General features: G+C 58.4%; 21 protein-coding genes and 1 tRNA gene. 8 read left to right on the top strand and 14 right to left on the bottom strand.

The features are described 5' to 3' along the window. Positions 1-138 precede the first annotated feature (138 nt). The 4 genes from DXH95_RS11800 to DXH95_RS11815 all read left to right on the top strand — a co-directional run bounded on the left by DXH95_RS11800 (position 139) and on the right by DXH95_RS11815 (position 4,164). The gene (locus DXH95_RS11800) at positions 139-1,683 is read left to right on the top strand and encodes a sodium:solute symporter (protein WP_115549737.1); all 1,545 of its coding nucleotides are present in this window, start codon (positions 139-141) and stop codon (positions 1,681-1,683) included. 61 nt (positions 1,684-1,744) lie between these two features. Beyond that, complete coding sequence (locus DXH95_RS11805) at positions 1,745-2,449, top strand: DUF2306 domain-containing protein (RefSeq protein WP_115549738.1); 705 nt, start codon at positions 1,745-1,747, stop codon at positions 2,447-2,449. 97 nt (positions 2,450-2,546) lie between these two features. Continuing rightward, a complete protein-coding gene (locus tag DXH95_RS11810) occupies positions 2,547-3,368 on the top strand; it encodes a DUF4189 domain-containing protein (protein WP_181883663.1) in 822 nt (273 codons plus the stop codon). Positions 3,369-3,453: 85 nt separating this feature from the next. After that, complete coding sequence (locus tag DXH95_RS11815) at positions 3,454-4,164, top strand: hypothetical protein (RefSeq protein WP_115549740.1); 711 nt, start codon at positions 3,454-3,456, stop codon at positions 4,162-4,164. Between the two features lie 17 nt (positions 4,165-4,181). Here DXH95_RS11815 and DXH95_RS11820 read toward each other — a convergent pair whose 3' ends face one another. The 6 genes from DXH95_RS11820 to secE form a co-directional block, all read right to left on the bottom strand. Beyond that, positions 4,182-5,399, bottom strand: coding sequence for an exo-beta-N-acetylmuramidase NamZ family protein (locus DXH95_RS11820; protein WP_181883664.1), 1,218 nt, complete (start codon positions 5,397-5,399; stop codon positions 4,182-4,184). A gap of 121 nt (positions 5,400-5,520) precedes the next feature. Continuing rightward, complete coding sequence (gene rplA, locus DXH95_RS11825) at positions 5,521-6,216, bottom strand: 50S ribosomal protein L1 (RefSeq protein WP_115549742.1); 696 nt, start codon at positions 6,214-6,216, stop codon at positions 5,521-5,523. A 4-nt stretch (positions 6,217-6,220) separates the two neighbouring features. Beyond that, positions 6,221-6,652 (bottom strand): 50S ribosomal protein L11, encoded by a 432-nt coding sequence (gene rplK, locus DXH95_RS11830; protein ID WP_115549743.1) that lies wholly within the window; start codon positions 6,650-6,652, stop codon positions 6,221-6,223. A gap of 192 nt (positions 6,653-6,844) precedes the next feature. Then, complete coding sequence (locus DXH95_RS11835; RefSeq protein WP_115549744.1) at positions 6,845-7,777, bottom strand: acyl-CoA thioesterase; 933 nt, start codon at positions 7,775-7,777, stop codon at positions 6,845-6,847. 49 nt (positions 7,778-7,826) lie between these two features. Then, on the bottom strand, positions 7,827-8,363 hold the full coding sequence (nusG, locus tag DXH95_RS11840) for a transcription termination/antitermination protein NusG (RefSeq protein ID WP_115549745.1): 537 nt from the start codon (positions 8,361-8,363) through the stop codon (positions 7,827-7,829). A gap of 53 nt (positions 8,364-8,416) precedes the next feature. After that, positions 8,417-8,614: a preprotein translocase subunit SecE gene (gene secE, locus DXH95_RS11845; protein ID WP_115550160.1), complete on the bottom strand. Its 198-nt coding sequence runs from the start codon at positions 8,612-8,614 to the stop codon at positions 8,417-8,419. A gap of 271 nt (positions 8,615-8,885) precedes the next feature. On the opposite strand from secE, the gene DXH95_RS11850 reads away from it, so the two are divergent. Next, positions 8,886-11,690: a TonB-dependent receptor gene (locus tag DXH95_RS11850; protein WP_239016631.1), complete on the top strand. Its 2,805-nt coding sequence runs from the start codon at positions 8,886-8,888 to the stop codon at positions 11,688-11,690. Further along, entirely contained in the window at positions 11,690-12,763 is a 1,074-nt protein-coding gene (locus DXH95_RS11855) for a phytase (protein ID WP_115549746.1), read from the top strand. The genes DXH95_RS11850 and DXH95_RS11855 overlap by 1 nt, the downstream gene beginning before the upstream one ends. Before the next feature lie 9 nt (positions 12,764-12,772). Here the strand turns inward: DXH95_RS11855 and DXH95_RS11860 are convergent, their stop codons facing one another. From DXH95_RS11860 to DXH95_RS11895, 8 genes are all read right to left on the bottom strand, one after another. After that, positions 12,773-13,630 (bottom strand): phytanoyl-CoA dioxygenase family protein, encoded by an 858-nt coding sequence (locus DXH95_RS11860; RefSeq protein ID WP_115549747.1) that lies wholly within the window; start codon positions 13,628-13,630, stop codon positions 12,773-12,775. Positions 13,631-13,639: 9 nt separating this feature from the next. Then, positions 13,640-14,995 carry an MFS transporter gene (locus DXH95_RS11865; RefSeq protein WP_115549748.1) on the bottom strand — a complete coding sequence of 452 codons (1,356 nt, stop codon included), beginning with the start codon at positions 14,993-14,995 and terminating at the stop codon, positions 13,640-13,642. A gap of 85 nt (positions 14,996-15,080) precedes the next feature. Beyond that, a tRNA-Trp gene (locus DXH95_RS11870) sits at positions 15,081-15,156 on the bottom strand. A 169-nt stretch (positions 15,157-15,325) separates the two neighbouring features. Then, on the bottom strand, positions 15,326-17,569 hold the full coding sequence (locus DXH95_RS11875; protein WP_115550162.1) for a TonB-dependent receptor: 2,244 nt from the start codon (positions 17,567-17,569) through the stop codon (positions 15,326-15,328). Positions 17,570-17,740: 171 nt separating this feature from the next. After that, positions 17,741-19,114: a glutamate--cysteine ligase gene (locus DXH95_RS11880; RefSeq protein WP_115549749.1), complete on the bottom strand. Its 1,374-nt coding sequence runs from the start codon at positions 19,112-19,114 to the stop codon at positions 17,741-17,743. A gap of 70 nt (positions 19,115-19,184) precedes the next feature. After that, complete coding sequence (locus DXH95_RS11885) at positions 19,185-20,156, bottom strand: proprotein convertase P-domain-containing protein (RefSeq protein ID WP_147291733.1); 972 nt, start codon at positions 20,154-20,156, stop codon at positions 19,185-19,187. Positions 20,157-20,221: 65 nt separating this feature from the next. Then, entirely contained in the window at positions 20,222-22,780 is a 2,559-nt protein-coding gene (locus DXH95_RS11890) for a GEVED domain-containing protein (protein ID WP_115549751.1), read from the bottom strand. A gap of 107 nt (positions 22,781-22,887) precedes the next feature. Continuing rightward, the gene (locus DXH95_RS11895; protein WP_115549752.1) at positions 22,888-23,640 is read right to left on the bottom strand and encodes a 16S rRNA (uracil(1498)-N(3))-methyltransferase; all 753 of its coding nucleotides are present in this window, start codon (positions 23,638-23,640) and stop codon (positions 22,888-22,890) included. Between the two features lie 52 nt (positions 23,641-23,692). Here DXH95_RS11895 and ubiA point away from each other — a divergent pair, with 52 nt between their 5' ends. After that, a complete protein-coding gene (gene ubiA / locus DXH95_RS11900; protein ID WP_115550163.1) occupies positions 23,693-24,598 on the top strand; it encodes a 4-hydroxybenzoate octaprenyltransferase in 906 nt (301 codons plus the stop codon). Between the two features lie 15 nt (positions 24,599-24,613). Beyond that, the gene (locus tag DXH95_RS11905) at positions 24,614-25,633 is read left to right on the top strand and encodes an aldo/keto reductase (RefSeq protein ID WP_115549753.1); all 1,020 of its coding nucleotides are present in this window, start codon (positions 24,614-24,616) and stop codon (positions 25,631-25,633) included.

A 25,633-nucleotide genomic window follows, 5' to 3' on the forward strand; every position in this document is an offset into this window, starting at 1 on the left:
AGTGGCAACATCACCGTAGCCCTGAGCCTGTCGAAGGGCGCCTCACAGGTTGGCGCTAGGCCGAAAGGCGTGCTTCGACAGGCTCAGCACTACGGTATCCAAAAAGTTGCCGGATCCGTTGAGGGGAAGGGGGACGGGATGCCGCTGGCTTATACCGGATATGATTGGGCGGTACTCGGGGCCTATGTCGCGTTGCTCGCGCTCGCGGCCTGGTGGTCGTCGCGGCGCAATCCGGCGAAGGCGGAGGATTACTTCCTTGCGGGCCACCATGCGCCTGCATGGCTGGTGGCGATATCTGCGCTGTCGACGATGCAATCCGCCGCGACCTTCCTCGGCGCGCCCGACAATAGCTTTCGCGGGGACTGGAGTTATCTGACCAGCAATTTCGCGGCGGTCATCGCGGCGGTGTTTGTCGCACGGCTGCTGATCCCGCGATACTATGCGCTCGGCGTGACCACCGTTTACGAACTGCTTGAGGTGCGCTTTGACCGGACGGCGCGGCGCGCGGCGGCGGGGATGTATCTGGTCGGGCGGATCTTGGCGAGCGGGGCGCGGCTCTATCTCGCGGCAATTGCGGTCTCGATGATCATCTTCCTCGATGTCGAGCCGCAGCATATCTTGATCGCCTCTGCGGTGCTGGTGGTGTTCGGTATTGTCTTTACTTTGTTCGGCGGGCTCAATGCGGTGATCTGGAGCGATCTGGTGCAGGTGGTGCTCTATGTCGGCGGCGCGCTGATTGTCTTCTGGCTGCTCTGGAACCGTATCCCTGCACCAGCGGCGGAGATCTGGGAAGGGTTGCGCCACGCGCCGGGGGGTGTTGACAAATTGCGGCTGTTCGACTGGTCGCTCGACTGGTCAAAGCCCTTTACGGTGTGGGCGATCCTGACCGGGCTGGTGCTGCTCAACATCGGCAATGCCGGGCTCGATCAGGATACCAGCCAGCGCTTCCTTGCCTGCGAAGATGCCAAGACGGGCAACCGCGCGCTGTACCTTTCGATGTGGATGACGATCCCCGTCGTCGCGCTGTTCATGGCCATCGGCTCGCTGCTCCACATCTTCTACGAACGACCCGAACTGATGGGCGCGAACGCCAGCGCGATGCAGGGCTTTTCGGGGGAGAAGATCACCATTTTCATGTCCTTCATCCTCTCCGAAATTCCGCCGGGGGTGCGCGGGCTGATCACCGTCGGCGTGATTGCGGCGGCGGCGATCAATTCGGGGTTGATTTCGATGTCGGCGGTGCTGGTGAGCGACTTCTACCGGCCTTGGAGGGAGCGGCATAGCGCGCAGGTGAGCGAGCACCATTATGTCAACGCCGGGCGCGGGGCGATGCTGCTGCTCGCGCTTGCGCTGTTCGCGATGTCGATCCTCTGTTTTTACTGGCAGCGCTATACCGACATGCCTTTGCTCGAATTCGTGCTCGGCGTGATGGCCTTTGCCTATTCTGGGCTGCTCGGCGTCTATGCGACGGTGCTGTTCACCATGCGCGGCTCGACTAGATCGGTGATCGCGGCGCTCGCGGTGGGCTTTGTCGCGATCCTGCTGCAACAGCACTACATTGTCGACAGCCTCGGTCTACCGCCAGCGATGAAGGGCCTCGCCTTCCCCTGGCAGCTGTGCATCGGGGCGGGGTTGGCGTTTCTGGTGTGTTCGACCGGTTCCGGATCGGGCAAAGCCGCATAGCCAAATGCTCTAGCACATTTTGGTTTCTTTGCTTGGTGCAGGCAGAAACTACATAGCGCGGATGCCGACTGATATATTGTTCCCGCCTTTGCTTGTAGCCCATATCGCAATGGGCGCGGCGGCGCTTGTTTCTGGTTTGGTCGCAATGGCGAGCCGAAAGGGCGCGACTGGTTTGCATGAGCGTGCGGGGCAGATTTACTTTGGAACAATGATCGGCATGGCGGCATCGGCGGTGCTGCTCACCAGTTGGGAGCCCGACCGGCTGTCGATGACAGCGGGCATCTGGACCATCTATCTGGTGCTGACCTCCTGGAGCGCGGCGCGATCGAAGAACGGGGCTGCTGGCCCGATTGAAAAAGCCTCTTTACCGCTTGCCTTGTTGGCCACCGCGCTATTCCTCGACGGCGGCATCGCAGCCTATCGTGCACCGGACGGCAATTTTCAGAGCATGTCGCATGTCGGCTTTTGGGTGTTTGGGGGGCTGGCGGCGCTTTCTGTGGTTTTCGACCTGTACCTGTTCTGGCGTGGCAAACTGCAACCGCGACAGCGCACCGCCCGGCATTTGTGGCGCATGGTTACGGCCTATTTTTTGGCCGCAACATCGCTGTTTCTGGGTCAGCAGGACGATGTGTTTCCTTTCATGCAGGGGTCCCCAATATTGCTGATACCTTCGCTCGCGACGCTCGCCTATCTGGTTTATTGGGCGATGCGTGTCAGGTTTGTGCGAAACTGGATGGGCGTCCCCACAACGCGCAAAGCGACCTAGTCTAATGTTTACATTGACGATTGCTAATGCAGATCCTTAGCATGAACGATGTATGCGCACCGATAGTGATAGTGCTGGACATAATTGGGAATCACAAATGCTGCTGCGATGGGTGCTGGGTTCACTTTTGCTGATGTGCGGGCTGGCCATTTCACCTGCTGCCCACGCCTCGCAAATTTGCGAAAATGTCCTGATCGGGGAAACGCCACCTCAGATTGTCGGCTACAGCGGTCCCAATAACAACCAACCCATCTACGGCCCGCCCCAGCCCATTTATCAGGAACAATGCTATTGGAAATATGGCGCGCTGGCGCTGAATCCGTCGACCCGCGTCTACACTTCCGCATGGAATTATGACGACATCCGAGAAGCCGAAAATTACGTCAAAGGCCAGTGCGGTTATGCCTGCGCCTGGGTGAGTTTTGGTGAGAATTTCGCGTGGATTGCCATTTCCGAAGATGACCGCGTAACCGGCATCAGCGTGAAGAGCAGCGCCGATGCGGAGAAACAATGCGCGCTGTCGGGCGGGGTCGATTGTGTCACGGTTCTGGCTGGCAGCAGCACCTCCGACGCGAATTACTGGTATTTTGGCGCGGTCGCCTATGATGCCTTAACCGGGGCTGGCGCGAACTCCTGGGCTTATGCCCGCCGGAACGAAGCGCGGGCAGCTGCAATCACAAGCTGCGCCTCCCCCGGCTGCTGGGCCTATGCCTTTCAGACCGGCTATGGTGGGATCGCCCTGGCAGATGATGGCACGCTTTTTGGCGGATGGTCGGCCCGCAGCGAAGAAAGTGCGGGTAAAGCCGCTGTCAAAAATTGCGAGAAGGAAAAGGGCAAGAAATCCTGCTCGATGGTCAAAACCGGGTCGGCACTGGGGCCTTCGACCTTTCAGCCAAAGCCGCCGAAGAAAAAGAAATAATAACCCGCTTTGAATTTAGCCATTCACGGCTTCGGCTGATGCTCCTCAAGCTGTTTCCCAAAAGCCACGAACGAGGCAGACTGTCATGAGATTTGGATATTTTTTTGCAGCCACAGCAATCTTTCTGCTGCCCGCCTGCGCATCGCTGAAAACGGGCTCGCAAATATCGACGGCGGGCGTCCCATCCGCTTATACGCTGCATGATGTTCACACGGAATTGGTTGCTCGCGAGGGTCGACAGGTCCTTCGGGTGGAACTGACCGATGCAGAGCAGGCGCGGCAGCTTGCCGGAACAGGCGGAAACCGCCCGACCTATATGTTGTTTAACGACGTACTGGATAACGGTACAATCGAGGTCAGCATTGCCGCCGAACTGAATGGCAAAAGCGGACCAGATGCACGTGGATTTGCCGGGTTGATGTTTCATCACGCGGAGTCGGACGGCAGCTATGAGGCGGTCTATCTGCGGATGACCAACGGAACCCTCAATGACCCTGTTCCGCCTGCGCCGCGAAATGTGCGGGCCATTCAGTATATCGCGCATCCCGATTTCCATTTCCCGGTTTCGCGCGAACGTTTCCCCGGAAAATATGAAAACGCTGCTCCAGTCAAAACCGGTACCAGCCACCGGTTGCGGCTGGATATCGACGGCAGCCGCTTGTCGGCCTTTGTAGATGGGCAGTTAGTATTGTCGTTAGACGACTTGAAATTCGCCAACCGTAACGGCGGGTTTGGACTGTGGATTGGCGACGGCACGCGCGCCTATTTTTCCGATCTTAAGGTCATACGGCGCTGACCGTGTTTGCACCGCGATTAGTATAGCAGATACGGCTTGCGTGTTTCGCGAAAGGCCGCCTCATCGGCGTGCCATTTGGCTTCGATTTCCGCCATACTCTTTCCTGCGATAATGTCCTCACGCACCCAGTTCACCCCTGCGAGGCGATCGAAATGGCTGGGGGTGCCAGCCAGAAATTTGAACTTTTTCGGGTAAAGATCATGAACTGCCTTCACCATGGCTACGCCGGTGCGGAACGGGCGGAAGCTGGCGCGGTCGGGCGTCAGCAATTGCACGCCGCCGCACAATTTGCCGGCATATTTGGATTCGGTCGGGGTGAATGACTTCGGGTGGAATTTCGTGCCGGCGATTCCCATCGCGTTCAGATATTTTGACAATTCACCGCCATGAATGAACGGGGCGCCGATATATTCGAACGGCCGCTTTGTGCCGCGCCCTTCCGAAACATTTGTCCCTTCGAACAGAGCGGTTCCCGGATAGACCAAAGGCGTCCAGCGCCATTTTATATTGGGAGACGGGGCAATCCAGGGGATATGTTCGGGATGTAATTGCCCGATTCCCCGATACCAGCCGCGCATCGGTATGACCGTCAGGTCGACGGGCAGCTTTTGTTCGGCAACGAACATTCTCGCTAATTCGCCCATCGTCATTCCGTGGACAACGGGCATAGCGAATATGCCGATAAAGGACGTGAGCGCCGGATCGAGAAGCGGCCCTTCCACCAATTCGCCGCCCATCGGATTGGGCCGGTCGAGCACGACTACCGGTATCGCCGCTTTCGCGGCGGCGCGCAGGATGAGCATCAGGGTTGACGGGTAGGTGTAGAAGCGAGCTCCGACATCCTGCATGTCAAAGACCAGCGTATCGATACCGGCCAGCATCTCTGCGGTAGGTTCACGCGTCGAGCCGTAGAGGCTGTAAACCGGCAGCCCGGTGGTAAGGTCAGTCCCGTGCCCGACTTTTTCGCCCGCTGCAGCGATTCCAGCGATTCCGTGCTCCGGTGAAAACAGAGCGCCCACATCGATATTGGCTGCGCGCAATAGGTTGACATCACGCCTGCCTTGACGGTCGACCCCGGTGTGATTGGTGACCAGGCCGATGCGTCTACCCGCAAGCAGGCCGAGGCGGCTGGACAGCAAGGTTTCGATGCCCGGCACAATGCGAATGTCGCTTATCTTCCGGCTTAAAAACCGGGGGGTTGCAGCCCGGGTTGCGGTCGGTGCCGCAGCCATCATGGTTATTAAAGCTCGGCGCGAGATGGGCATGCGGCCAAACTATGCGCGGCCAAGGCAATGTGCAAAGCAAAAGGGCCAGAGGTTTCCCTCCGGCCCTTCGCAATTTCGTTATGGCGGTGGTTTAGGCGCCAGCGACGTCCGCGACGTCAACCTTCAGGCCGGGGCCCATGGTCGAGCTGATCGCGATCTTGCGCAGATATTTGCCCTTGGCGCCCGAAGGCTTGGACTTGACGACGGCATCAACCAGCGCGTCGAAATTTTTGCGTAGATCGGCGTCGGAGAAGCTCTTCTTGCCGATACCGCTGTGGATGATGCCCTGCTTTTCAACGCGGAACTCAACCTGACCCGACTTCGCAGCCTTGACGGCTTCGGCGACGTCCATGGTCACGGTGCCCAGCTTCGGGTTCGGCATCAGGCCCTTGGGTCCCAGCACCTTGCCGAGGCGGCCGACGATGCCCATCATGTCGGGCGTCGCGATCACGCGGTCATAGTTCAGGTTGCCGGCCTGCATATCTTCCATCAGGTCTTCGGCACCGACCTTGTCGGCTCCAGCAGCGGTTGCTGCGTCGGCCTTGTCGCCACGTGCGAACACGGCGACCTTCATGTCTTTGCCTGTTCCGGCAGGCAGCGAAACCATGCCACGGACCATCTGGTCGGCGTGGCGCGGGTCAACGCCGAGGTTCAGCGCGACTTCGATGGTTTCGTCAAACTTGGCGGTGGCCAGTTCCTTGATGGTCTTCAGCGCTTCATCAACGCCATAGAGCTTTTCTGCGTCGAGCGCGGCGAGGGTCTTTGCCTTCTTGGTCAGCTTTGCCATGATCTTAGCCCTCCACCACTTCGAGGCCCATGGCCGTAGCCGAGCCTGCAATGATCTTGACCGCAGCGTCCATGTCGTTCGCGTTCAGGTCTTTCATCTTCAGCGTTGCAACTTCTTCAAGCTGTTTGCGCGTGATCTTGCCCGCGGTCACCTTGCCGGGTTCCTTCGAACCGGACTTCAGGCCGAGGACCTTCTTGATGAGGAAGGTTGCCGGCGGCGATTTGGTCGCGAACGTGAAGCTCTTGTCCGAGAATACGGTGATCTTGGTCGGGATCGGCGTGCCCTTTTCAAGCTCACTGGTCGCGGCGTTGAACGCCTTGCAGAATTCCATGATGTTCACACCACGCTGACCGAGCGCAGGGCCGATCGGCGGGGAGGGGGTTGCGGCGCCCGCGGGCACCTGCAGGCTGATATAGCCGTCAATCTTCTTGGCCATGAGAGGCCTCCTTTCATTCTTTCCCCACTTTCGCCAAGGCTCCAGCAGGTCAAATTAAGCGGTCAACCAGATAGTCAAAGCTATCCTCCCGCACGGGAATCACTTGCCTGAAGACAAGCGAAGGCGGGCCGTTAGCGTAGTTGCTCGCAAAAATAAAGCGGAAAACCGAGACTTTCGAATGCTCGATCCACATCAGGCGGCGGGCTTGTACCGCAGCAGCCCTTCCTGCACCACGGAAGCAATCAGGGTGCCTTCACGGTTGTAGATATAGCCATGGTTGATGCCGCGGCTATTTCCGGTCCAACCGCTGTCCATCACATAGACGAACCAGTCATCGACGCGCACATCGTTGTGGAACCACATTGCATGGTCAAGGCTGGTCGAAAACAGACCCGGCGTTGTCCAGTTGAGGCCGTGGGGCAGCATTGAGGACGACAGCAAACCCATGTCCGAGGCAAAGGACAGGAAGGCGCGATTTAACAGCGGGTCGTCGCCGATCGAGCCACGCAGACGGAACCACTGGTAATGCTGGGTCGCTTTTTCCTTGGGTGCGGGTCGGAAGCTGCGCATCTCAAAGGGGCGCGGCCGAGCCATCTGGTGCAGCAACCGGTCATCCATATTCGTACCCACGGCGATGAAATCGGTAAAGTCCCAGCACATTTCGGGCGGCAGCAGATCGGGCATCGGCACCTGATGCGCAAGGCCCGGATCGGGTGTCTGGAAAGACGCGGTCAGATTGAAGATCACCTTGCCTTCCTGACGCACCACCACACGGCGGTTGGAGAAACTTCGGCCATCGAAATCGCGATGCACGCGAAAATGCAACGGCGCAGTTTCCTGCCCGCCGCGCAGGAAATAGGCGTGCAGCGAGTGGATCTGCTTGTCGGGCTCCACAGTACGCGCTGTGGCCATCAAGGATTGTGCAACAACCTGTCCGCCAAAAATGCGCGCCCGGCTGGTATTGGGAAGTGCGGGGAAGATGAATTCATCTGGCGCTTCGTCGGGTGCAAGGTCGAGCAGACGGCTGACGCTTTGCACCATCTCTTCTGCTGGTACCGAATCGAACAAGGCCCGCGCCTGCTTTACGCGCGCCGCAACCTCAGGACTAAGGGGCCGTTCGGTCATGGCCGCCTTGCCATTTTAGTGGCTTGAGAAATATGGCCGGATACGGCCATTATTTCATCAATTCGACCTGTTCGAAGTCGAGCTCGACCGGCGTTGCGCGGCCGAAAATCGAGACCGAAACCTTGACGCGGTTCTTGTCGAAATCCAGTTCCTCGACCACGCCGTTGAAGCTGGCGAAAGGACCGTCCAATACCTTGACCTGATCGCCAATTTCGTAATCGACCGATACGCGCTTTTTGGGTGCCGCTGCCAATTCTTCTTTGGTGTTCAGGATGCGTGCGGCTTCGGCTTCGGTGATTGGCTGCGGTTTGTTGTTCGCGCCGAGGAAGCCGGTCACCTTGGGGGTGTTTTTGACGAGGTGGTAGACGTCGTCATTCATGTTGAGCTTCGCCAGCACGTAACCGGGGAAGAATTTGCGCTCTGCCTTCACCTTTTTGCCACGACGGACTTCGGTGACCTGTTCGGTCGGCACTTCGACAGCTTCAACCAGCGCGGCAAGGCCTTTGCGCTCGGCTTCTGCGACAATCTGGTCGCGGACCTTGTTTTCAAAACCCGAATAAGCGTGGATGATGTACCAGCGTGCCATGTCGTAAATCTTTCGCCTTTTTTGGCTTTCGGCCTGTTAGAATAGAGGTGCGCTTATTGCGCGAAGCTGAGCAGTCCTTTGACCACCATGTTGAAAAAGGCGTCGACGCCCAGGAAGAAGACCGCAAGAATGATCGTCATGATCAGCACCATGATCGCGGTTTGCGTGGTTTCCTGACGGGTCGGCCATACGACCTTGCCGATTTCGGCACGCACCTGACGAATGAATTCACCGGGGCTGGTTTTTGCCATTTTGCTTGCTTCCTGTAATCGCGCCCACCGGATAGCCGCCATCGCTCTCGGTTTGAGGCCGGGAGCGATATAGGTTCCGATTTCGGAAAGACTAGGCCTTTAGCGCCGATTTCGCGGAGTCGCAAGCGTGAAGCTGCCACCTAGCGAATGCCGAGGTCGCCCGACAATCCATTTGCAGGATTTGTGTCACCAAAGTGTCGCCGAATCATCGTCAAGCTTTCACATTGCCCGACTAGCGGCCCTGTAAATTTCTGAAACAAGGGGCCAAGTCGTGATTCAGTCGAAAATCCAGAAGTCGATTCGCATTGCATTGTTCTGCGGTGCCGCCACAATTACGGTATCTGCCGCAGCGCAGGACGCCACTATTCCGGGCGATGTCGCCGAGGGTGACACAATAATCGTGACCGCGAGCCGCCCGATCGCAGAGTCTGAAGCGGCAGCCCTGGCGATCCAGAAGAATTCGGATTCACTTGTGTCGGTCGTCGCATCAGATGCCGTAGGCCGTTTGCCCGACCAGAACATCGCGCAGGCCGCGGGTCGCCTTCCCGGCCTTGCGGTTGAACGCGATCAGGGCCAGGCGCGCTATCTTTCGCTGCGTGGTGCGCCCAATTACTGGACCACTTTGTCGTTTGACGGCATCAATGTCGTCAGCCCTGAAGGCCGCGATGCACGCTTTGACAGCATCCCGTCAGCGCTTGCCTCGCAGATAGTCGTATCAAAGGCGGTGACGCCCGACATGCCAGGTGAAACCATCTCGGGCAATGTCAACATCATCACCCGCTCACCGCTCGATTATGATGGCTTCCGTATTTCGGGCAAGCTGGGCGGTGGCAAGGTCGAACTTGGCAGCCGCGAAGAATATGAAGGCTCGTTGACGATCTCGAATGTTTTCGACACCAATGTCGGTGAGATCGGCGTGCTGCTGTCGGGCAGCTATTATGAGCGCAACATGATCACCGACAATTTCGAGATTGACTGGGAACAGGTCTCGCAAGATCGTCGCCCGGGATATGAAAGCCGTTTCTGGGCGCGCGAGACCGAGAACAAGCTCTATCGGCTGACGCGCAAGAATTGGTCGGTATCGGGCCGGGTCGACTTCCGACCCGACGCAAACAATACGATCTCGCTGCGATCGCTCTACACCATCTTCACCGACGATGAGGCGCGTGACAATTACATCTTCGACATGGATGATCGTCAGGGTGATCTGGTCGCCAACACCGCTGCATGCTCGGCGCCCGTAACGACAACGCCGACCAACACGGCCTATGCCGATGCCTGCAACAACAGCCCGTTCAAAGGCACGGTTTACGGCGTCGATATCAACCAGCGGTCTACGCTGCGCGCCTTCCGCCAGTCGGTGTTCACCAATACAATCGAAGGCAAGCATCGCTTTGGCGACGACTGGGGCTTCAAATGGCTCGCCAATTACACGCTTTCGAAAGACGATCGTTCTGTAGTTGGCGAAGCCCGCTGGGACAGCCCGTCTACGCGCACTTTGCGCCCGACTGTCGCATATGATTTCACCAACGCCAATCTGGCGCGGGTTCAGCTGTTCACCACCAATCAGCTATCCAGCCCGACGCGCTACACTGCCGGTACAGCGGTGACCGCAATCGACAGTTTCACTAAGCCGCTGTCCTCGCTTCGCCGCCTGATTGCCGTCGATCCAACCAAGGCTTACACCTTCAAGGGAGAGTTGGCGCGCGACTTTGCCTTGTTTGGTGGTGAAGGTTCCATCCGCGCGGGAATCCAGTACGACCAGCGCACAAAGATCAATCGCGAACGCGAGATTAACCTGAACACGGCTGCACAATTCGCCTCAGTTGGGATCAGCACGACCTATCCGGCTTTCTCGCTGGACCTTCCGTTCCGCGGTGATATTCCTTTGGGCTACACCTTCCGCTATTTCAGCCAAGATGCGATGCGTGACGCAACCGACCGGGCCGCCGAGCTTTTCGCGTCCACGTCGGTCAGCGGCAACCACTATACTGTCCGCGAGGAAATTCTTGCCGGTTACCTGATGGCAAACAGCAAGTTCGACTGGGGCAGCCTTGTCGGCGGTGTCCGTGTCGAAAAGGTCACCAATAAGGGCCGTTCGCTGGCAACAGTCCCCGGAGTAACCGGTGAGATCGAGACTGAAACCAACAGCACACTGGCTTTCCCGAGTTTGCACGTCAATTTTGACGTCACGGACGAACAAAAGCTGCGCGTAGGTTTCACCAGCGGTGCGGCGCGTGCAGATTATGATCAGATGCGTCCCAACGTCGTCGTCGATGATGCCAACCAGCGTATTTCGGGTGGCAATCCGGCCGTGAAGCCCGAACGCGCTTATGGCATCGATGCCTATTACGAATATTATGCCCAGCCGCAGGGCTATTTCATGCTGGGCGCATTCTACAAGCGGGTAGAAGATGTGCTCTACACATCACGCCGCAGCTTTGGTTCGGACGCGCTAAACTTTGGTGGCGTCGACCGCTCTGGCTATGCCTTCAGTGGCATTACTAACGGCGGTAAGGGTCGGATCTTCGGTGTCGAAGCCGCGTTCCAGGCGCAGCTTGAACCCTATACTGAACAGCTTGGTCTGCCCGCCTGGATGGGCGGATTTGGCATCACTGCCAACGCCACATGGAACGACAGCAAGGTGACCAAACCGGCAATCCTCGACAATGCAGGACTGATGCTGGTCCCGTCGCGCCGTGTGCCGCTACCCGGTACATCCGAAGTCGTGTACAATATCGGCGGCTATTATGAGAAATATGGCCTGTCGCTGCGCCTGCAATATCAGATGCGCACAACCTGGGCGGATGGCTTTGCCGACAATCTTGCCGATGCAGGCGACACCTATTGGGCAGGTGATGACGAGCTCGACTTCTCGGCGCGCTACGAGGTGATGAAGGGGCTGGAGGTCTATTTTGATGCCTCCAACCTGCTCGACAACCCCGGCCGCCGCTATTCCGATCCGTCGAACCTGTTGAACGCGCTGGGCGTTCCGACGCAGCGTAACGGTAACTATACCATTGAATGGGAGCGCTTCGGTCGGCGTTTCACCGGCGGCGTCCGATTCACATTCTGATGGCAAGGCTGTTACCCGCGCTCGTCGTCCTAGCTGCAGCCAGTCTGGCTGCAGCACAGGACGGGGTTGAAATCCCGGTCGAACAGTTGATGGCGAAGGCGCTGCCCGCCAAGTCGGTGCGGGCGCGGGCGGAAACCACGCCTGTTGGTACAGCCGATGACGCGGCGGATGATCCGGCTATCTGGCGGCACCCGAGCGATCCGGCGAAAAGCCTAGTGGTCGGGACCGACAAGAAAGCCGGCATCCATGTATTCGATATGACGGGCAAGGCAGTGTCTTTCACACCCTCGCCGCGGCTCAACAATGTCGATCTCCGCGCCAATGTGGCCGTGAATGGCCGGTCGTCGGTTCTGGTTGTGGCCAGTGACCGGCGTGACGAGGCGAACGCCGCAGCCGCGCTGTTCACGCTCGATACAACCGCGCGCAAACTGGTTCCGCTTGCCAACCTGCCCGTCGGGCCGGGCGAGGCCTATGGCATGTGTCTGTGGCAGCGCAAAGGCGACGGTCGGGTCTACGCATTTCTTGTACTCAAGGACGGCCGTATCGATCAGGTCGAGCTCAATCTTGTTGGCCCAACTCCCACGGGCAAGGTGGTGCGTAGCATGAAGCTGGGTACGCAATCCGAGGGCTGCGTGGTCGATGATCGCACCGGCCTGCTTTATGTGGCAGAGGAAGATGTCGGCCTTTGGCGCTTCGATGCGCGTCCCAATGGTTCGAAAAAGCCCAAAAGACTGGGCCGCGCCGACGGCAAAAGTCTGGTCGCCGATGCCGAAGGACTGGCCATTGCGCCGTCAGGCAAAAGTGGCGGCTATCTGATCGCTTCAAGCCAGGGCGACTATGCCTATGCGCTCTACCGGCTGAAGGATGGCCGCTATCTCGGTCGCTTCCGCATTGCGGACGGCAGCGTCGATAGTGTGCAGGAAACTGATGGGCTGGAACTGGTGCTGGGCGATCTCGGGCCGGATTATCCGGGCGGCCTGTTCGTCGTGCAGGATGGCGATAACGCCCCTGAAACCCAGAACTTCAAATATGTCGCATGGGCAGATGTGCTGACGGCGCTCAAGCTTAAATAGGCACGGCGATCATTGCGGAAGCCGCCGCGCGGGGTGCATGCCGTCGACATAGCCCATGAAAGGCGGGTGGATCGAGTAACCGATCAGTTCACGCGCCCGCGCTGGCAACGTCGCGGCAATTTCCGGCGGAACGGCGAGGCTCATATTCTCCAGCGTGCGCGTCCAACCGGGGCAATATTGCGGGGTGATGATGAGGCGCGGCTGGTTCGAACGGTTCGCGCCGCCGCGATGCCACAGCGTGCCCTTTGCGATCATCAGTGAGCCTGCGGGCATTACCGCTTTGACGGCATCGGGCCGCGCGCCGGGGTCGTCATCCTGACTCTTTTCGGTTCGATCTTTGAATGTCGAGAAGGTGTTGCCGCCTTCTATTTGCTGCTCGGGCCAGAGGTGGCTGCCTGGAAGGATTTCTGTCGCGCCATTTTCCTCCGTGGTCTCATCGATCGTCCAGAAAGCACTGAGCCCCAGTGACTCCCGCGGGCGTGGCAGGCGGAAATGGCTGTCGTCATAATGCCAGGGCTGCACCGTTTCGCCCGGATGGATGTTGATGGCAAGGCAGGCGGAGAGCAGGCATTCACGGCCTAACTCAGCCTCGGCAAAGGCCAGCACCAGCGGATGGATGGCAAGGTCTGCAAAGAGCGGTGATTTGGCGAGCATCGCATAGACACGGTTGGTCTTCAGCCCTTCGAAATCATTGCGGCCGGCTAAGTTCTGGTCGAGATACGGAGCAAGCTCTGCTCGCAAGGTAGCCACCTTTTCAGCGTCAAGCACCGACGGGAATATCAGATACCCGTCGCGATCATATTGCACACGCAGCTTCGCAAAGTGGGCCGGATCGGCTATCGACTCTTGCCAGTTCTCGCTCTCCATGGCCGCAGCCTAACCTGCCAGTGGCTTTTGGGGAAGCGGCAACTGACGCACTTGCGCCCAAGGCTGGCGGACAAGGAACAGCGCGACAGTAGCTGCAAGCCCCCAAGCTGCAATCGGCAGGCCCGCCCAGATATTGCGCACCAGTTCGCCATGCTCTTGCGCGTGTTCCGGATCAAAACCGAACTGTCCCAAAAGCCAATAGGAAAGCGCAAGTGCCGAGGCATTGCCCAATTTCTGCATCAAATTTCCGGTCGCGAAGATGAACGCCGTGCGGTCACGCCCGCAAATCTGCGCGTCGACAGGGGCATAATCGGCAATCATCCCGAAAATGAAGATCAAACCCATGAAGGCGCCACCGAGGGTGATCGTGAAGGCCGCAGACGGCAGCAATTGCCCGGGGAGCGGCAACTGCATCCCGCCGATCAGCAGAATGACTAGTGTTGCGCACATCAGAATCATGCCCTTGGGCTTGCCCAGTTTGCGGGCTGCATAGACCCAAAGCGGCGTCGTAATCGCTCCGCCGACAAAGGTGAGGAACAACAGCAGCGAGCCATATTGATCGAGCCGCAGATAGGCTTCGGCAAAGAAGATGTAAGTCGACGCCATCGCCCCGAAGGCAAAGGCGTTGAGAAAGTGGACCATCATAATGAGCAGCAAGGAGGGTGATTGCATCGACAGTTTCAACTCGCGCCGCCAGCCGAAACCGGGTTCGACGATCACCGGGCGCGCCGGTACCTTGCGGTTGGCGAGCAGCGCCAGCGGCATGGCGATAGCGACCAGACTGACATAGGCGATAATACGGCCCTGCAGGCTGATGTCGGGGAAAAGGAATTGTGCGAGCGCAGGTGCGGCAAAGGCAATCACGAGGACGAATTTGGCGGCGTATTCGCGCGCCCCGAACAGCCGCGCACTCACCTCTGACCGGCCATTGGACAGCGCCGATCCCCAGGCGAGATGGGCAACGTCGAACAGGCTGTAGCACGAATAATAGAGCAAAAGCAGCGGCAGCAGCGCCCAGAAGTGCAGCCGGTCGCCAATTGTAACCAGCAATGCGAGGAGCAGGACTAGCGGAAGCGCAGCACCCGCCATCCAGCGGCGATGCGGGGCTTCGCCCCTTGATTTGCGGTCGATCATTGTCCCGATCAGTGGATCGACAATACCGTCCCACAGCGTGCTAATCGAAAACATCAGCCCGACCAGCGCCACGGCCACCACGCCACCTTCGCTGATATAGGGCGGTAGGTATATCGAGAGCGGCAGCCCCATGATCGCTATCGGGCCGACGCTGGCGGAGTAATAAGCGGCAGTTCTGCCAGTGATTTCCGCGCCTTCGCCCTCGGCTGTTGCGCCGATGCTTTCGGTCACGCCACTCTCCTCACACAGCGTTGTTTACAGCTGTGTGAATAGGCTTGGGGCTAGGTTCAAGCGAAAAATGGTGCCAAGGAAGAAATGGCAGGAGTTGGGGGACTCGAACCCACGACCCTCGGTTTTGGAGACCGATGCTCTACCAACTGAGCTAAACTCCTGCGGTTCCGCCAAAGCGAAGACCAGCGCCCTTAAAGCGATTCCCGATCAGATGCAATCATCGGATGCTAGAGAATTGAAATCGCGACAAAGCATCGTCGTACGCAAAAGCAAAAGGGGCGGCCACACCGTTGTATGACCGCCCCTTTGCTCAAACCGGAACTTCCGGAACTAGAATTTCAGGCCGAGTTCCAGTCCCCAGATACGCGGCTCGTTGACGAAACCGGTCAGGTTGTTGAAATCGATGCCGCCCACGGCCGACACATCGTTGGTGATGTTGCGGACAAAGGCAGCGATGTCGATACGGTCGCTGCGATAGCCCGCGCGCAGGCCGCCTTCGAGCATGTGGTCATCGTTGAATTCTTCCGAAGTGTAGAGGAAGAAGTTGACCTTCGAACGATAGGCCCAGTCGGTGAAGACATAGACTTCGCCGCTACCGGTGCCGACGGGGATGCCATAACCTGCGGTCCAGTTGGCCGACCATTTGGGGGCCTGGGGCAGCTGGTTGCCGTCGATCGAGTAGATGCCCGGGCTGCCAGGGCGCACCGGATCGGTGACGGTGCAGCCGCCACCGCAGCCGGTGATGAAGGCATTGGGGTCGTCAATCTTGGCGCGGTTGTAGCTGAGGCCAGCGGTCAGCACCAGATTGTCGACCGGGCGGGTTTCGAATTCGGCTTCGAAGCCATAGCCATCGACCTTGTCTGCGTTGATCAGCTTGGCCGCATTGCTGGCACCGCCGACGGCGGTGAGCTGCGCGTCTTTAAGGTCATATTTGAAGACCGACAGGTTGAAGCGCGAACGACCACCCAGATTCGCCTTCACGCCACCCTCGAAAGACAGGATGGTCTCCGAATCTGCAGTGCTGATTGCGTCCTGAACGGTCGTGAAGACGAACAATGCACGGCCCTGAATCGACGGCGCGCGATAGCCTTTTGCGACGCGGGCGTAGAGGTTGATATCGTCGCTTGCTTCGTAGGTTGCGCTCAGATCCCAGGTCAGGTTGTCGTCCTTGACGCGAGCAAAGCCGGTGCCAATAGCACCAAAGAAGCCGGTGCGACCGACATCAAGGCGGCGTTTGTCATTGTTGTAGCGGATGCCAGCGGTCAGCGACAATTGCTCACTCACCGGATAGGTCAGGCTGCCGAAAACGCCCCAAGCCTTGGAGTTCTGCTGCTGAAGTGCGGTGACAGACTCGTTGGTATCCTGCGGATTGTCGTAATTGTAGGAAGCGATGGCCAGATCTTCGTCAAAGTAGAAAACGCCTGCCTGCCATTTCAGACCTTCGTCATTGTTTGAGGAAAGGCGGACTTCTTGCGTTACCTGATCGAGATCGGGCACGTCGTCACGCGATTGTGCAGGGAAGGGAATGAAGCCCGGGCCAGAGACGGGAAGGAAAGCTGCACCAAAGCCACCGTCAATGTCGCCGCGGCTGCGATATTTGCCCATCCACCATGCGGTGACCGAGGTCAGCGTTGCAGGGCCAAGATCCCATTCGAGCGTGCTCGAAATGCTGGCAAGCTTCAATCGCTGGAAGTTGATGCCGTCGGTCCAGACCTTGTCGCGTTCGAAATCGCTGCCGACGCCGCCAACACCGCTCAAATCGTTGCTGCCAGGGACAAACATGTTGGCGCGGAAGACGCGGGCGGTGCCCTTGAAATCGCGATACTGGCCTGCGACGCGGAGCTTGATGTCTTCGGTCGGTGCGAACTGCAACTGGCCGCGCAGCGCGATATCGCTATAGCCTTCGAGGTTGTTCTTGCCGGGTTCGGCAATATTGTCGACCCAGTCGCTGCGGCGCTGATACTGGCCCGAAACACGTGCCGACAGGCTGTCGCTCACCTGGCCACCCACGCCGGTTTCGAGCGCAAGCGAGTTGAAGCGACCGAAGCTGCCCTTGAGATAGTTGGAGGTTGAATCTGGACGAGCGCTTTCGAATTTGACGATGCCTGCGGGCGTGTTGCGGCCAAATAAGGTGCCCTGTGGACCACGCAGCACTTCGACGCGCGCGACGTCAAATACCGGGAAACCCTTGAGAATCGGGTTTTCGAGAACAACATCGTCATAGACCAGGCTGACCGGCTGCGATGCATTCAGGTCGAAGTCGGTGTTACCAAGGCCGCGGATGTAGAAACGCGGGAAGGTACGACCGAAGGAGCTTTCGATGTTCAAGCTGGGAACGCGGCCAGCGAGGGCACGAATATCGCCGCCGCCCGAATTGATCGCAGCGAGCTTGTCACCCGACACGACGTCGACTGAAAGCGGCACGTCCTGCAGATTTTCTTCGCGACGCTGCGCGGTGACGACGATTTCGCCCAGGCCTTCATCAGCGGCGGCCTCGTCTTGCGCGAACGCAGGTGCGGCAAAGGATGTGGTTGCAATGGCAATAGCAACGAACGAAGTGGCAAAGGTACGCATTATGGCTATGCTCCCTGAAAACATGGTTGAGAGATGGAAATTTCGGGGTTCTGCCCCCTTGTTAAACCCGCCTCGCCCTTAGTGCGATTGCACGCTGGGTCAAGGAAAGCCGCCGCTTTCGCGGCGGTTTCCCTGTCAGTGTTGCAACCATGTTACAGTGGTTGTCGGGGCTTAAAAGCTCATCTCGTCATAGATGCGCGAGATGTCACCGCCCCATTCGTGCGTGTATTTGTCGAGCAATACTTCGGCGGGCGTTTTGCCGCTAGCGACGACCTCCCGCAGCGGATCGAGGAACCCGCTTTCATTGTCGCCGCCGCTATTAAGGCGGTTGCGCGCGGTCAGGCCTGCCGAAGCGATTTCGACGATTCGACCAGCAATATCGCGCAGTTTTCCGCCGCCGCCAATGGGTGCATCGAGACCCATTTTTGGGACTGAAGAGCGGAGCAGTTCGCGTTCCTCCATCGTCCAATGTTTGACCTCATCCCATGCCGCATCAAGCGCCGACTGGTCGTAGAGTAGCCCGACCCAAAAAGCCGGCAGCGCACAAATCTTGCTCCACGGGCCACCATCGGCTCCGCGCATTTCGAGGAAGCTCTTCAGCCGAACTTCCGGGAAAGCGGTCGACATATGGTCTTCCCAGTCGGACGCGGTCGGTTTTTCACCCGGCAGAACCGAAAGCTCGCCCTTCAGGAAGTCGCGGAAATTGAGGCCTGAGGCATCGATATATTTGCCGTCGCGATAGACGAAGTACATTGGCACATCGAGCATGTAATCGGCATAGCGTTCATAGCCGAAACCGTCTTCGAACACGAAGGGCAGCATGCCGGTGCGTGCCGGATCGGTATCGGACCAGATATGGCTGCGATAGGAGAGGAAACCATTGGGCTTGCCCTCAAGGAAGGGTGAATTGGCAAACAGCGCGGTCGCCAGCGGCTGCAGCGCCAACGAGGTACGGAACTTGTGCGCCATATCGGTTTCACTCGAATAGTCGAGATTGACCTGGATGGTGCAGGTGCGCAGCATCATGTCGAGGCCCATTGAGCCGACGCGCGGCATATGGCGCAGCATGATTTCATAGCGCCCCTTGGGCATGATGGGCAGATCCGAACGCTTTTTGTCGGGCCACAGGCCAAGCCCCAAAAAGGCCTTTCCGGTCTTGTCGCCGATGGCTTTCACCTGTTGCAGGTGGCGGCCGGTTTCGGCGCAAGTTTGGTGCAGGTTTTCAAGCGGTGCGCCCGACAGTTCGAGTTGACCTGCAGGCTCAAGGCTGACCGCGCCGTCGGCACCTTTGAGCGCGATCACATTCTCGCCCTCATAAACCGGTTCCCAGCCAAATTCGGTCATAGCCATCAGCAGATCGCGGATGCCACCGGTTTCGTCATAGGAAGGCGCATGATGGTCGCCTGTGCAATAGACGAATTTCTCATGCTCGGTGCCAATGCGCCAACGGTCCTTGGGCTTTTCGCCCTTGGCCATTGCGGCAATCAGCTGATCGCGATCTTCGATTACAGGATCGTTGCGATTCGAAACTGTTTTTGTGCTCATGGCGAGGCTTTACGAGCGGCAACAAGGCTTTGCCAGCATTTTCGATATGGATCAAATTGGCGCTTGGTGACTAGTTCACTGTTGCGTTGAATAGGAGCGCGAAACTGGATGCGCTGAGCAACGATGCCCGATAGACGGTGATCGTCCCAGCGGAAAAGGACGCGCCTATCGGGTCAGTTTCATCGGCCCCTGTGGCGTTGTCGTCCTCTAGGGTGGCGGCAGTCACACAAGTTGATCCCGATAACATCGATCCGGCGACATAGGTCATATTTGCAGGAATAGCGTCGGTTGCCGAAATGTTGGCTGCAGTTCCCGCGCCTGCGTTGGAAATGGTTATGCAATAGCGCACCGTTGCACCCGGCAAGGCTTTTGGATTGGCGCCGCTGATACCGTCGCTGATTACTGAACTGATCTTGGTCACACCAACGCTTGCAGGGGCAGCGGTAAGGAACAGATCGGACTGAAAGAATGTGCCCGAGTCTGCGTTCAGGCTGTCGCAGATTTCAAGCCGCCACGTACCCGCAGCTTCCTGTCCATTGAATGCTGACAGCGCTTGAAACGGGCGAAAGGTCCTCTGATAAGCGGGTACGACTGTGGCGGCTGTCGCAGTGTCGTTGTTCGCTGTATGATTGGAAATGGGGTTGGCGGCTGCATCGTCAAACAAGACATTCACATTGTCGCGTGTGGTGCCGATATTGTTGATCAATTGCACCCGCGTACCAACAGGGGACTGCAGGTAGAATTGCAAGTCGCCGCGATAGGTATGCGACATAAGAACGCCGATATTGACGTCTGCAACGGTGTAAATCTCGCTGACTGTAAAGTTCCTGACCAACGGAGTGGTGCACGGTGTCACAGTCTCGTTCACCGTGCCGTCGGTCGTGTTGGTATATCGAATCTGCGCAAAAGCAGCTTGCGGGAAGCTGCAAAGTGCAATGAACCAAAGACACAAATTCCACCATCGCCGGAACGCATTGCGTTCCGGAGCCTTGGCGGCATCTGGCGAACCAGGCCGGGCTGGTGGGTGCCGACTGCTGGACATGACAGGCTTATAGCCCAATAGGGTTAATGGCCTGCTAAGCCCTGTTTGCAAATATATCCAAAGACTTAGTTGACAGTGGCGTGAAGAACCATCGCGAAACCCGCCCCAACTGCAAGTGCGGATGTTATACCGGTCACAGTTGTTCCGGCTATACTCATTCCAATGGGGTCACTTTCGTCCGCGCCGCTTCCGTCATCATCCTCAGCTGTCAGGGTGGCTGCGCAACTGCCGCCCGATGCCATACTGCCCGCAACGAAAGTTACATTAGCAGGCAGACTATCGGTCGCAACTACGTTGCTCGCTGGGACCGGCCCGGTATTTTCGACCAAGATGCAATAGCGGACTACGGCGCCGGGAATGGCTTTGGGGTTGGTAGTGCTCACTCCGTCGCTCAATACACTGCTGATTTTGGTGACTGTCAATTGTCCGGGTTGGCAGGTGTACAAAGTCACATTGTCGATTTCGAAGTCGTCGGAAGTGCCACCGCCTGGTGCATGGGTAAAGGTCAATGCCCCGGTGCCACTGACTGTGGAGGGCAGATTGATACGCCAGCCAGTATATGTGAATTCCGTGATAGTGGTAAGATTGCCCGATGCGCCATTTAGATAGGTAACGCTAGCCGTTGTTCCACCGCTCGGGTCTGTGGTAATCCTTGCATAGGGCGTGCCTGCTACCGATACGGTCAATTGCGCGCTGGTCGATCCGGTGGCCGGGGCGCCATTGCGCCACCATTGGCTCAGTTGAATCACAGCACCACCGCCCGAACCCGGACCGAAATTGAGCCCGCTCAGTCCCGACTGGGTCAATGTGCCCGACGTCGTATCATTGTTCACCGACGCGACGCCAGTTCCCGTCCAGATGGCCGATGCGGACCAGTTGGTCCAGCTTGGACCGGTTCCGGATGCGAAAGTGCCATTGGAAATAATCTGCTGCGTTGTCCCCACCGGACAGACGGGTGCTGCCATTGCAGTAGCAACCGTAAATCCGGCTGTCGCATAATCATCTTCTGAACTGACGCCATTATTAGGCGTCGAATCGGGGTCGGTCAGCGAACTGGCCGTGACCTGTGCCACATTTGTGACCGTGCCGGTTGTAGCTGTAACGGTGCCGGTGATGGTGATGGAGGCGCTGGCGCCCGGCGCCAGGCTCCCCACGCTCCACACACCTGTGCCGCCATTATATGTTCCAGTCCCTGTGGCACTGACAAAACTGAATCCGGACGGCAGCGTGTCCTGCACGGTGATCCCTGTTGCAGTTTCCGTGGATGTCGGGCTGGCGGCGCTAATTACTGTCAGAACATAATTGACAGTGCTGCCGTTTGTTGGATTGCTATTGCTGACAGTCTTGGTCAACGACAGGTCGGCGCGCTGCGGATAAATGGTTACCTGATAGTCTTCGACTTCGCCGACGGTGGCACGGCCCGTGGGCCCAACACCCGATGCAGCAGACCATCTGAAACGTGCAAAACGGGTCACCTGTGTTGTGCCTGTCGGTGGTGTGACGGACAAGCGGATGACGCCATTGGCCACACCATCGGTGTCGCCCGCCCCGCCATCAATGGCGTTGGTGGCAATCTGGTCTCCGGCTGTTGTAAAAACGCCGTCACCGGCCCAGTCGATCCATCCTTGCAGTCGTCCGCCGCTGCCGGTGACTGCTACGTCGATGGTTGAAGCAACCCCTCGCACCAGCGTGCCAAAGGTTGCGCCATCGTCATTTGCGTCGGATGAGGCCGTTGCGTTGGCGATCGGGCTGGGTGTGACAGGGGTCGCCAGCACATTGGTGACAGCTGCATTTTCGACCGAAACGCCCGCACCCAAATAATAGCCGCCAACAATGTGGCTTGCAGCAGCGGTCGGATCGTAGCTGGCAGGGGCATCACCGAAATCTTCGTCGAGCGATACGGTGAAATTCCAGCCGTCCACATTGGTCGCCGTCCCGCTGCCGCCCATCAGCATGTCGAGCTGAAAAGTGACCGATGTTATTGTGCCATTCATGCGCACACTGCCGCACCCGGCTTTGTTCGTCGTGGTGCAGGAGGGCTGGCCATTGATCGTTGTCGACCGGATCTCGTCGCCGCTGATCGAGAGATTGCCATTGCTGTTGGTAACTGTGAACGTCGGCTTCGCCGAAGCTGTCCAACTGGTCATGACCAGCGAGGTATGGAACAGAGTTGTGCTGGAACGGTTTGCGCCAAGCCCTGAGATATGAATGATGGGATTGGTAACTGGTTGGCTGAAGGTCAGGGTCATTACGCCGCGGTTGGCGCAACGCAGTGTTGCCGTCGAGCAGCCGGAGGGGCTGACATCGATTTCGATGGAGTCTGTGGTTGCCGAAATGGCTGGAGAGAGTTGGGCGGATGTCACGCCTCCAATGGCGTTAAGTGCAATCGCGTCGTCAAAAATTACCGCATTGGAGCCGGAAAGCGTAACCTGCATTGTCGTGGTGCCGGGATAGGTTTTGGTGACCGGTCCCGTGCCGCTGCTGCTCGATGGCGTCTGGTTTGCATTGGCGAAACCGGCGCACAGGCACAGGATCGCTGCAAATAGCGCGTGCAGCCAGGTGCGCAGTTGCGCTCTGGGATCGTGTTCCATGCTCTTCGCTTCGATTTGGAATTTGTCAGACACAACGTCAGCAATGCCTTCAATTGCTTTATTAATGATAAACAGTGTCGCGATTCTGCGGCTTTCGAGATGTAAAATCTCGCCAAATCGAACCAGTTTACCCCCGCGCGTTAACCTTGATTGGTGGGATTTAGGGCTGTCCAGACGGCGATGGCCGCGATCGCCGCAGTGTCGGCGCGCAGGATATTGGACCCGAGCGATACCGCCACCGCCTGCGGATGCGCGCGAATATCTGCATTCTCGTCATCGCTGAAGCCGCCTTCGGGGCCGATCAGGATGGCCGACTTGCGATGGCTACCAGCCACCAGCACTTCTGCCAGCGGAGTGCCGCCACGTTCATCACAAAACAGCAAGCTTCGATCTTCTGGCCAATCGCGCAAAAGCGCATCCAGTTTGGACAAGTCTCCTATTTCGGGCAATGCGGTGCGTTCGCATTGCTCGGCGGCTTCGATCATCTGGCTGCGCAGCCGGTCTTCCTTCAGCTTGTCGGCAACGCAGCGTTGGGTAAGTACTGGAACAAAGCGCGCTATGCCCAGCTCGCAGCTTTTCTCCGCGATCCAGTCGAGTCGATCTTTCTTGATCAGCGCCTGGCAGAGCCACAAATCCGGTGTCGTTTCGCGCTCGCGCAGTTTCGCCTCGACGGTTAGGACAAGGTCGCGCTTACCGGTAGCGGTTACGGTCGCCAGATATTCGCCTGTCCGGTCGTCGAATAATTTGACCGGCGCGCCCTCCTTCAGCCGCATCACATGCAACAGGTAATGCGCCTGTCCGCCCTCAATGCGCAGCTCGCTACCCTCCGTCAGCGCTTCGTCAACGAAGAGGCGCGGGGTTGAATGCGGGGGCCAGGCGGGGGTTTGAACCATCGTGCAAGCATAGCCTTCGACAAGCAGCGGGCAAGGCGTTATGTCAGATTCGATGTCCGCAACCGCTCCCCCAGACACAGAAATTCAAGGCCTTGTCCGCCTTTTGCCGGTGAGCCTTCGCCCGTTCGCCTTGCTTGCACGCTTTGACCGCCCCATTGGCTGGTGGTTGCTTTTCTGGCCCTGTGTTTACGGGCTGACACTCGCTGGCGGCGCGTTCAGCCACTGGCATCTGGTTCTCTGGATGCTGCTCGGCGCGATTGCGATGCGCGGGGCAGGCTGTGTGTACAACGACATTGTTGACCGCGATCTGGATGCCAAAGTGGTACGGACCGCCAGCCGCCCTTTGGCAAGCGGCGCGGCCAGTCTGAAAGCAGCGTGGGCGTGGCTGTTGCTGCTGTGTGGCGTCGGCCTGCTCGTGCTGGTTCAGCTGCGCATCGAGGCGATTTTCGTCGCCTTGTGCAGCCTCGCACTGGTCGCCGCTTATCCCTTCATGAAGCGCATCACCTGGTGGCCGCAATTGTGGCTCGGGCTGGTGTTCAGTTGGGGCGTGCCGGTTGGCTGGGTTGCGGTAACAGGCAGGGCCGATGCCGCCATGCTCTGGCTCTATGGCGGCACGATATTCTGGGTTGTCGGCTATGACACGATCTACGCGATGCAGGATCGCGAGGATGACGCATTGGTCGGCATCCGTTCAACCGCGCTGCGCATGGGCGAACATATCCGCAGCGGAGTTGCCCTTTGCTATCTGCTGGCACTCGCAGGATGGGGCATGGCGATCTGGAGCGTGCGACCGCAAGGTCAGGCGCTGGTCGCGCTCGCGCCTGCCGCTTTCCACTTGGCATATCAAATCGCTTCGCTCAAAAAGGATGGGAGCAATGCGCTCGGCCATTTCCGGTCGAACAAGGTAACAGGGCTGCTGGTTGCACTCGCCTGCCTTGTCGTTGGCGCTTCAGGCTAAAACGGAGGAGAGTTTATGGGCAACAGGCGGCTGGGTAAAAGCGCGATTGTCGTTTCCGACATCTGCATGGGAACAATGACCTTCGGGTCGCAGGCGGACGAGGCTGTCGCGCACCGCGTGATGGACATGAGCCTTGATGCAGGTATCAATTTCTTCGATACCGCCGAAGGCTATCCGGTGCCCCCCGATGTCAAATGGGTGGGGCGGACCGAGGAAATCGTCGGCCGCTGGCTGAAGGGCAAGAACCGCGATGCCATCATCATCGCCACAAAGGTTTCCGGCCCCAGCCATGTCTGGTTCAAATCGCCCAAGCGCGGCGGGATGACGGCACTCGACCGTCGCCAGATTACCGTTGCGGTCGAAGACAGCCTGCGCCGCCTGCAGACCGATTATATCGATCTCTACCAGACGCACTGGCCCGACCATGGCACGCCCTATGAGGAAACGATGGAGGTGCTCGACGAGCTGATCCGTGCGGGCAAGGTGCGGATCATTGGCTGTTCGAACGAGACAAGCTGGGGGTTGATGAAGTCGATCCAGGCGTCGGAACGGCTGGGCGTGGCCCGTTACCAGACGATCCAGAACAATTTCTCGATCAACAACCGCCGGTTCGAGGATGAGCTGGCGCAAGTCTGCCGCGAAGAAGGCGTCAGCCTGATCCCCTATTCACCGCTGGCTGGCGGGGTTCTTTCGGGCAAATATCAGGATGGGGCACGGCCCGAAGGCGCGCGCTTCACCCGTTATATGGACATGCTCGATTCACGGCAGGCAACGATGGCCCGCCGATTTGCAGGGCCGCGCGCGCTTGAATCCACCGCGCGGATTCTGGAGATTGCCAAGGAAGCAGGGATGTCGCCCGTCACCTTAGCCACTGCATGGTCAAAGCAGCATGATTTCGTCGCCTCGACCATCGTCGGCGTGAGCACGGTTGAGCAGTGCGCCGAAATCTTCGCTGCCACCGAACTGGTGCTTTCCGACGATGTGATGAAGGCCATCCACAAAGTGACCAAGGAAATCCTCTACCCGATGGGGTAG

Origin of the sequence: Sphingorhabdus pulchriflava (assembly GCF_003367235.1) — a bacterium.
In the GTDB taxonomy this organism is placed as follows: Bacteria; Pseudomonadota; Alphaproteobacteria; order Sphingomonadales; family Sphingomonadaceae; genus Sphingorhabdus_B; species Sphingorhabdus_B pulchriflava.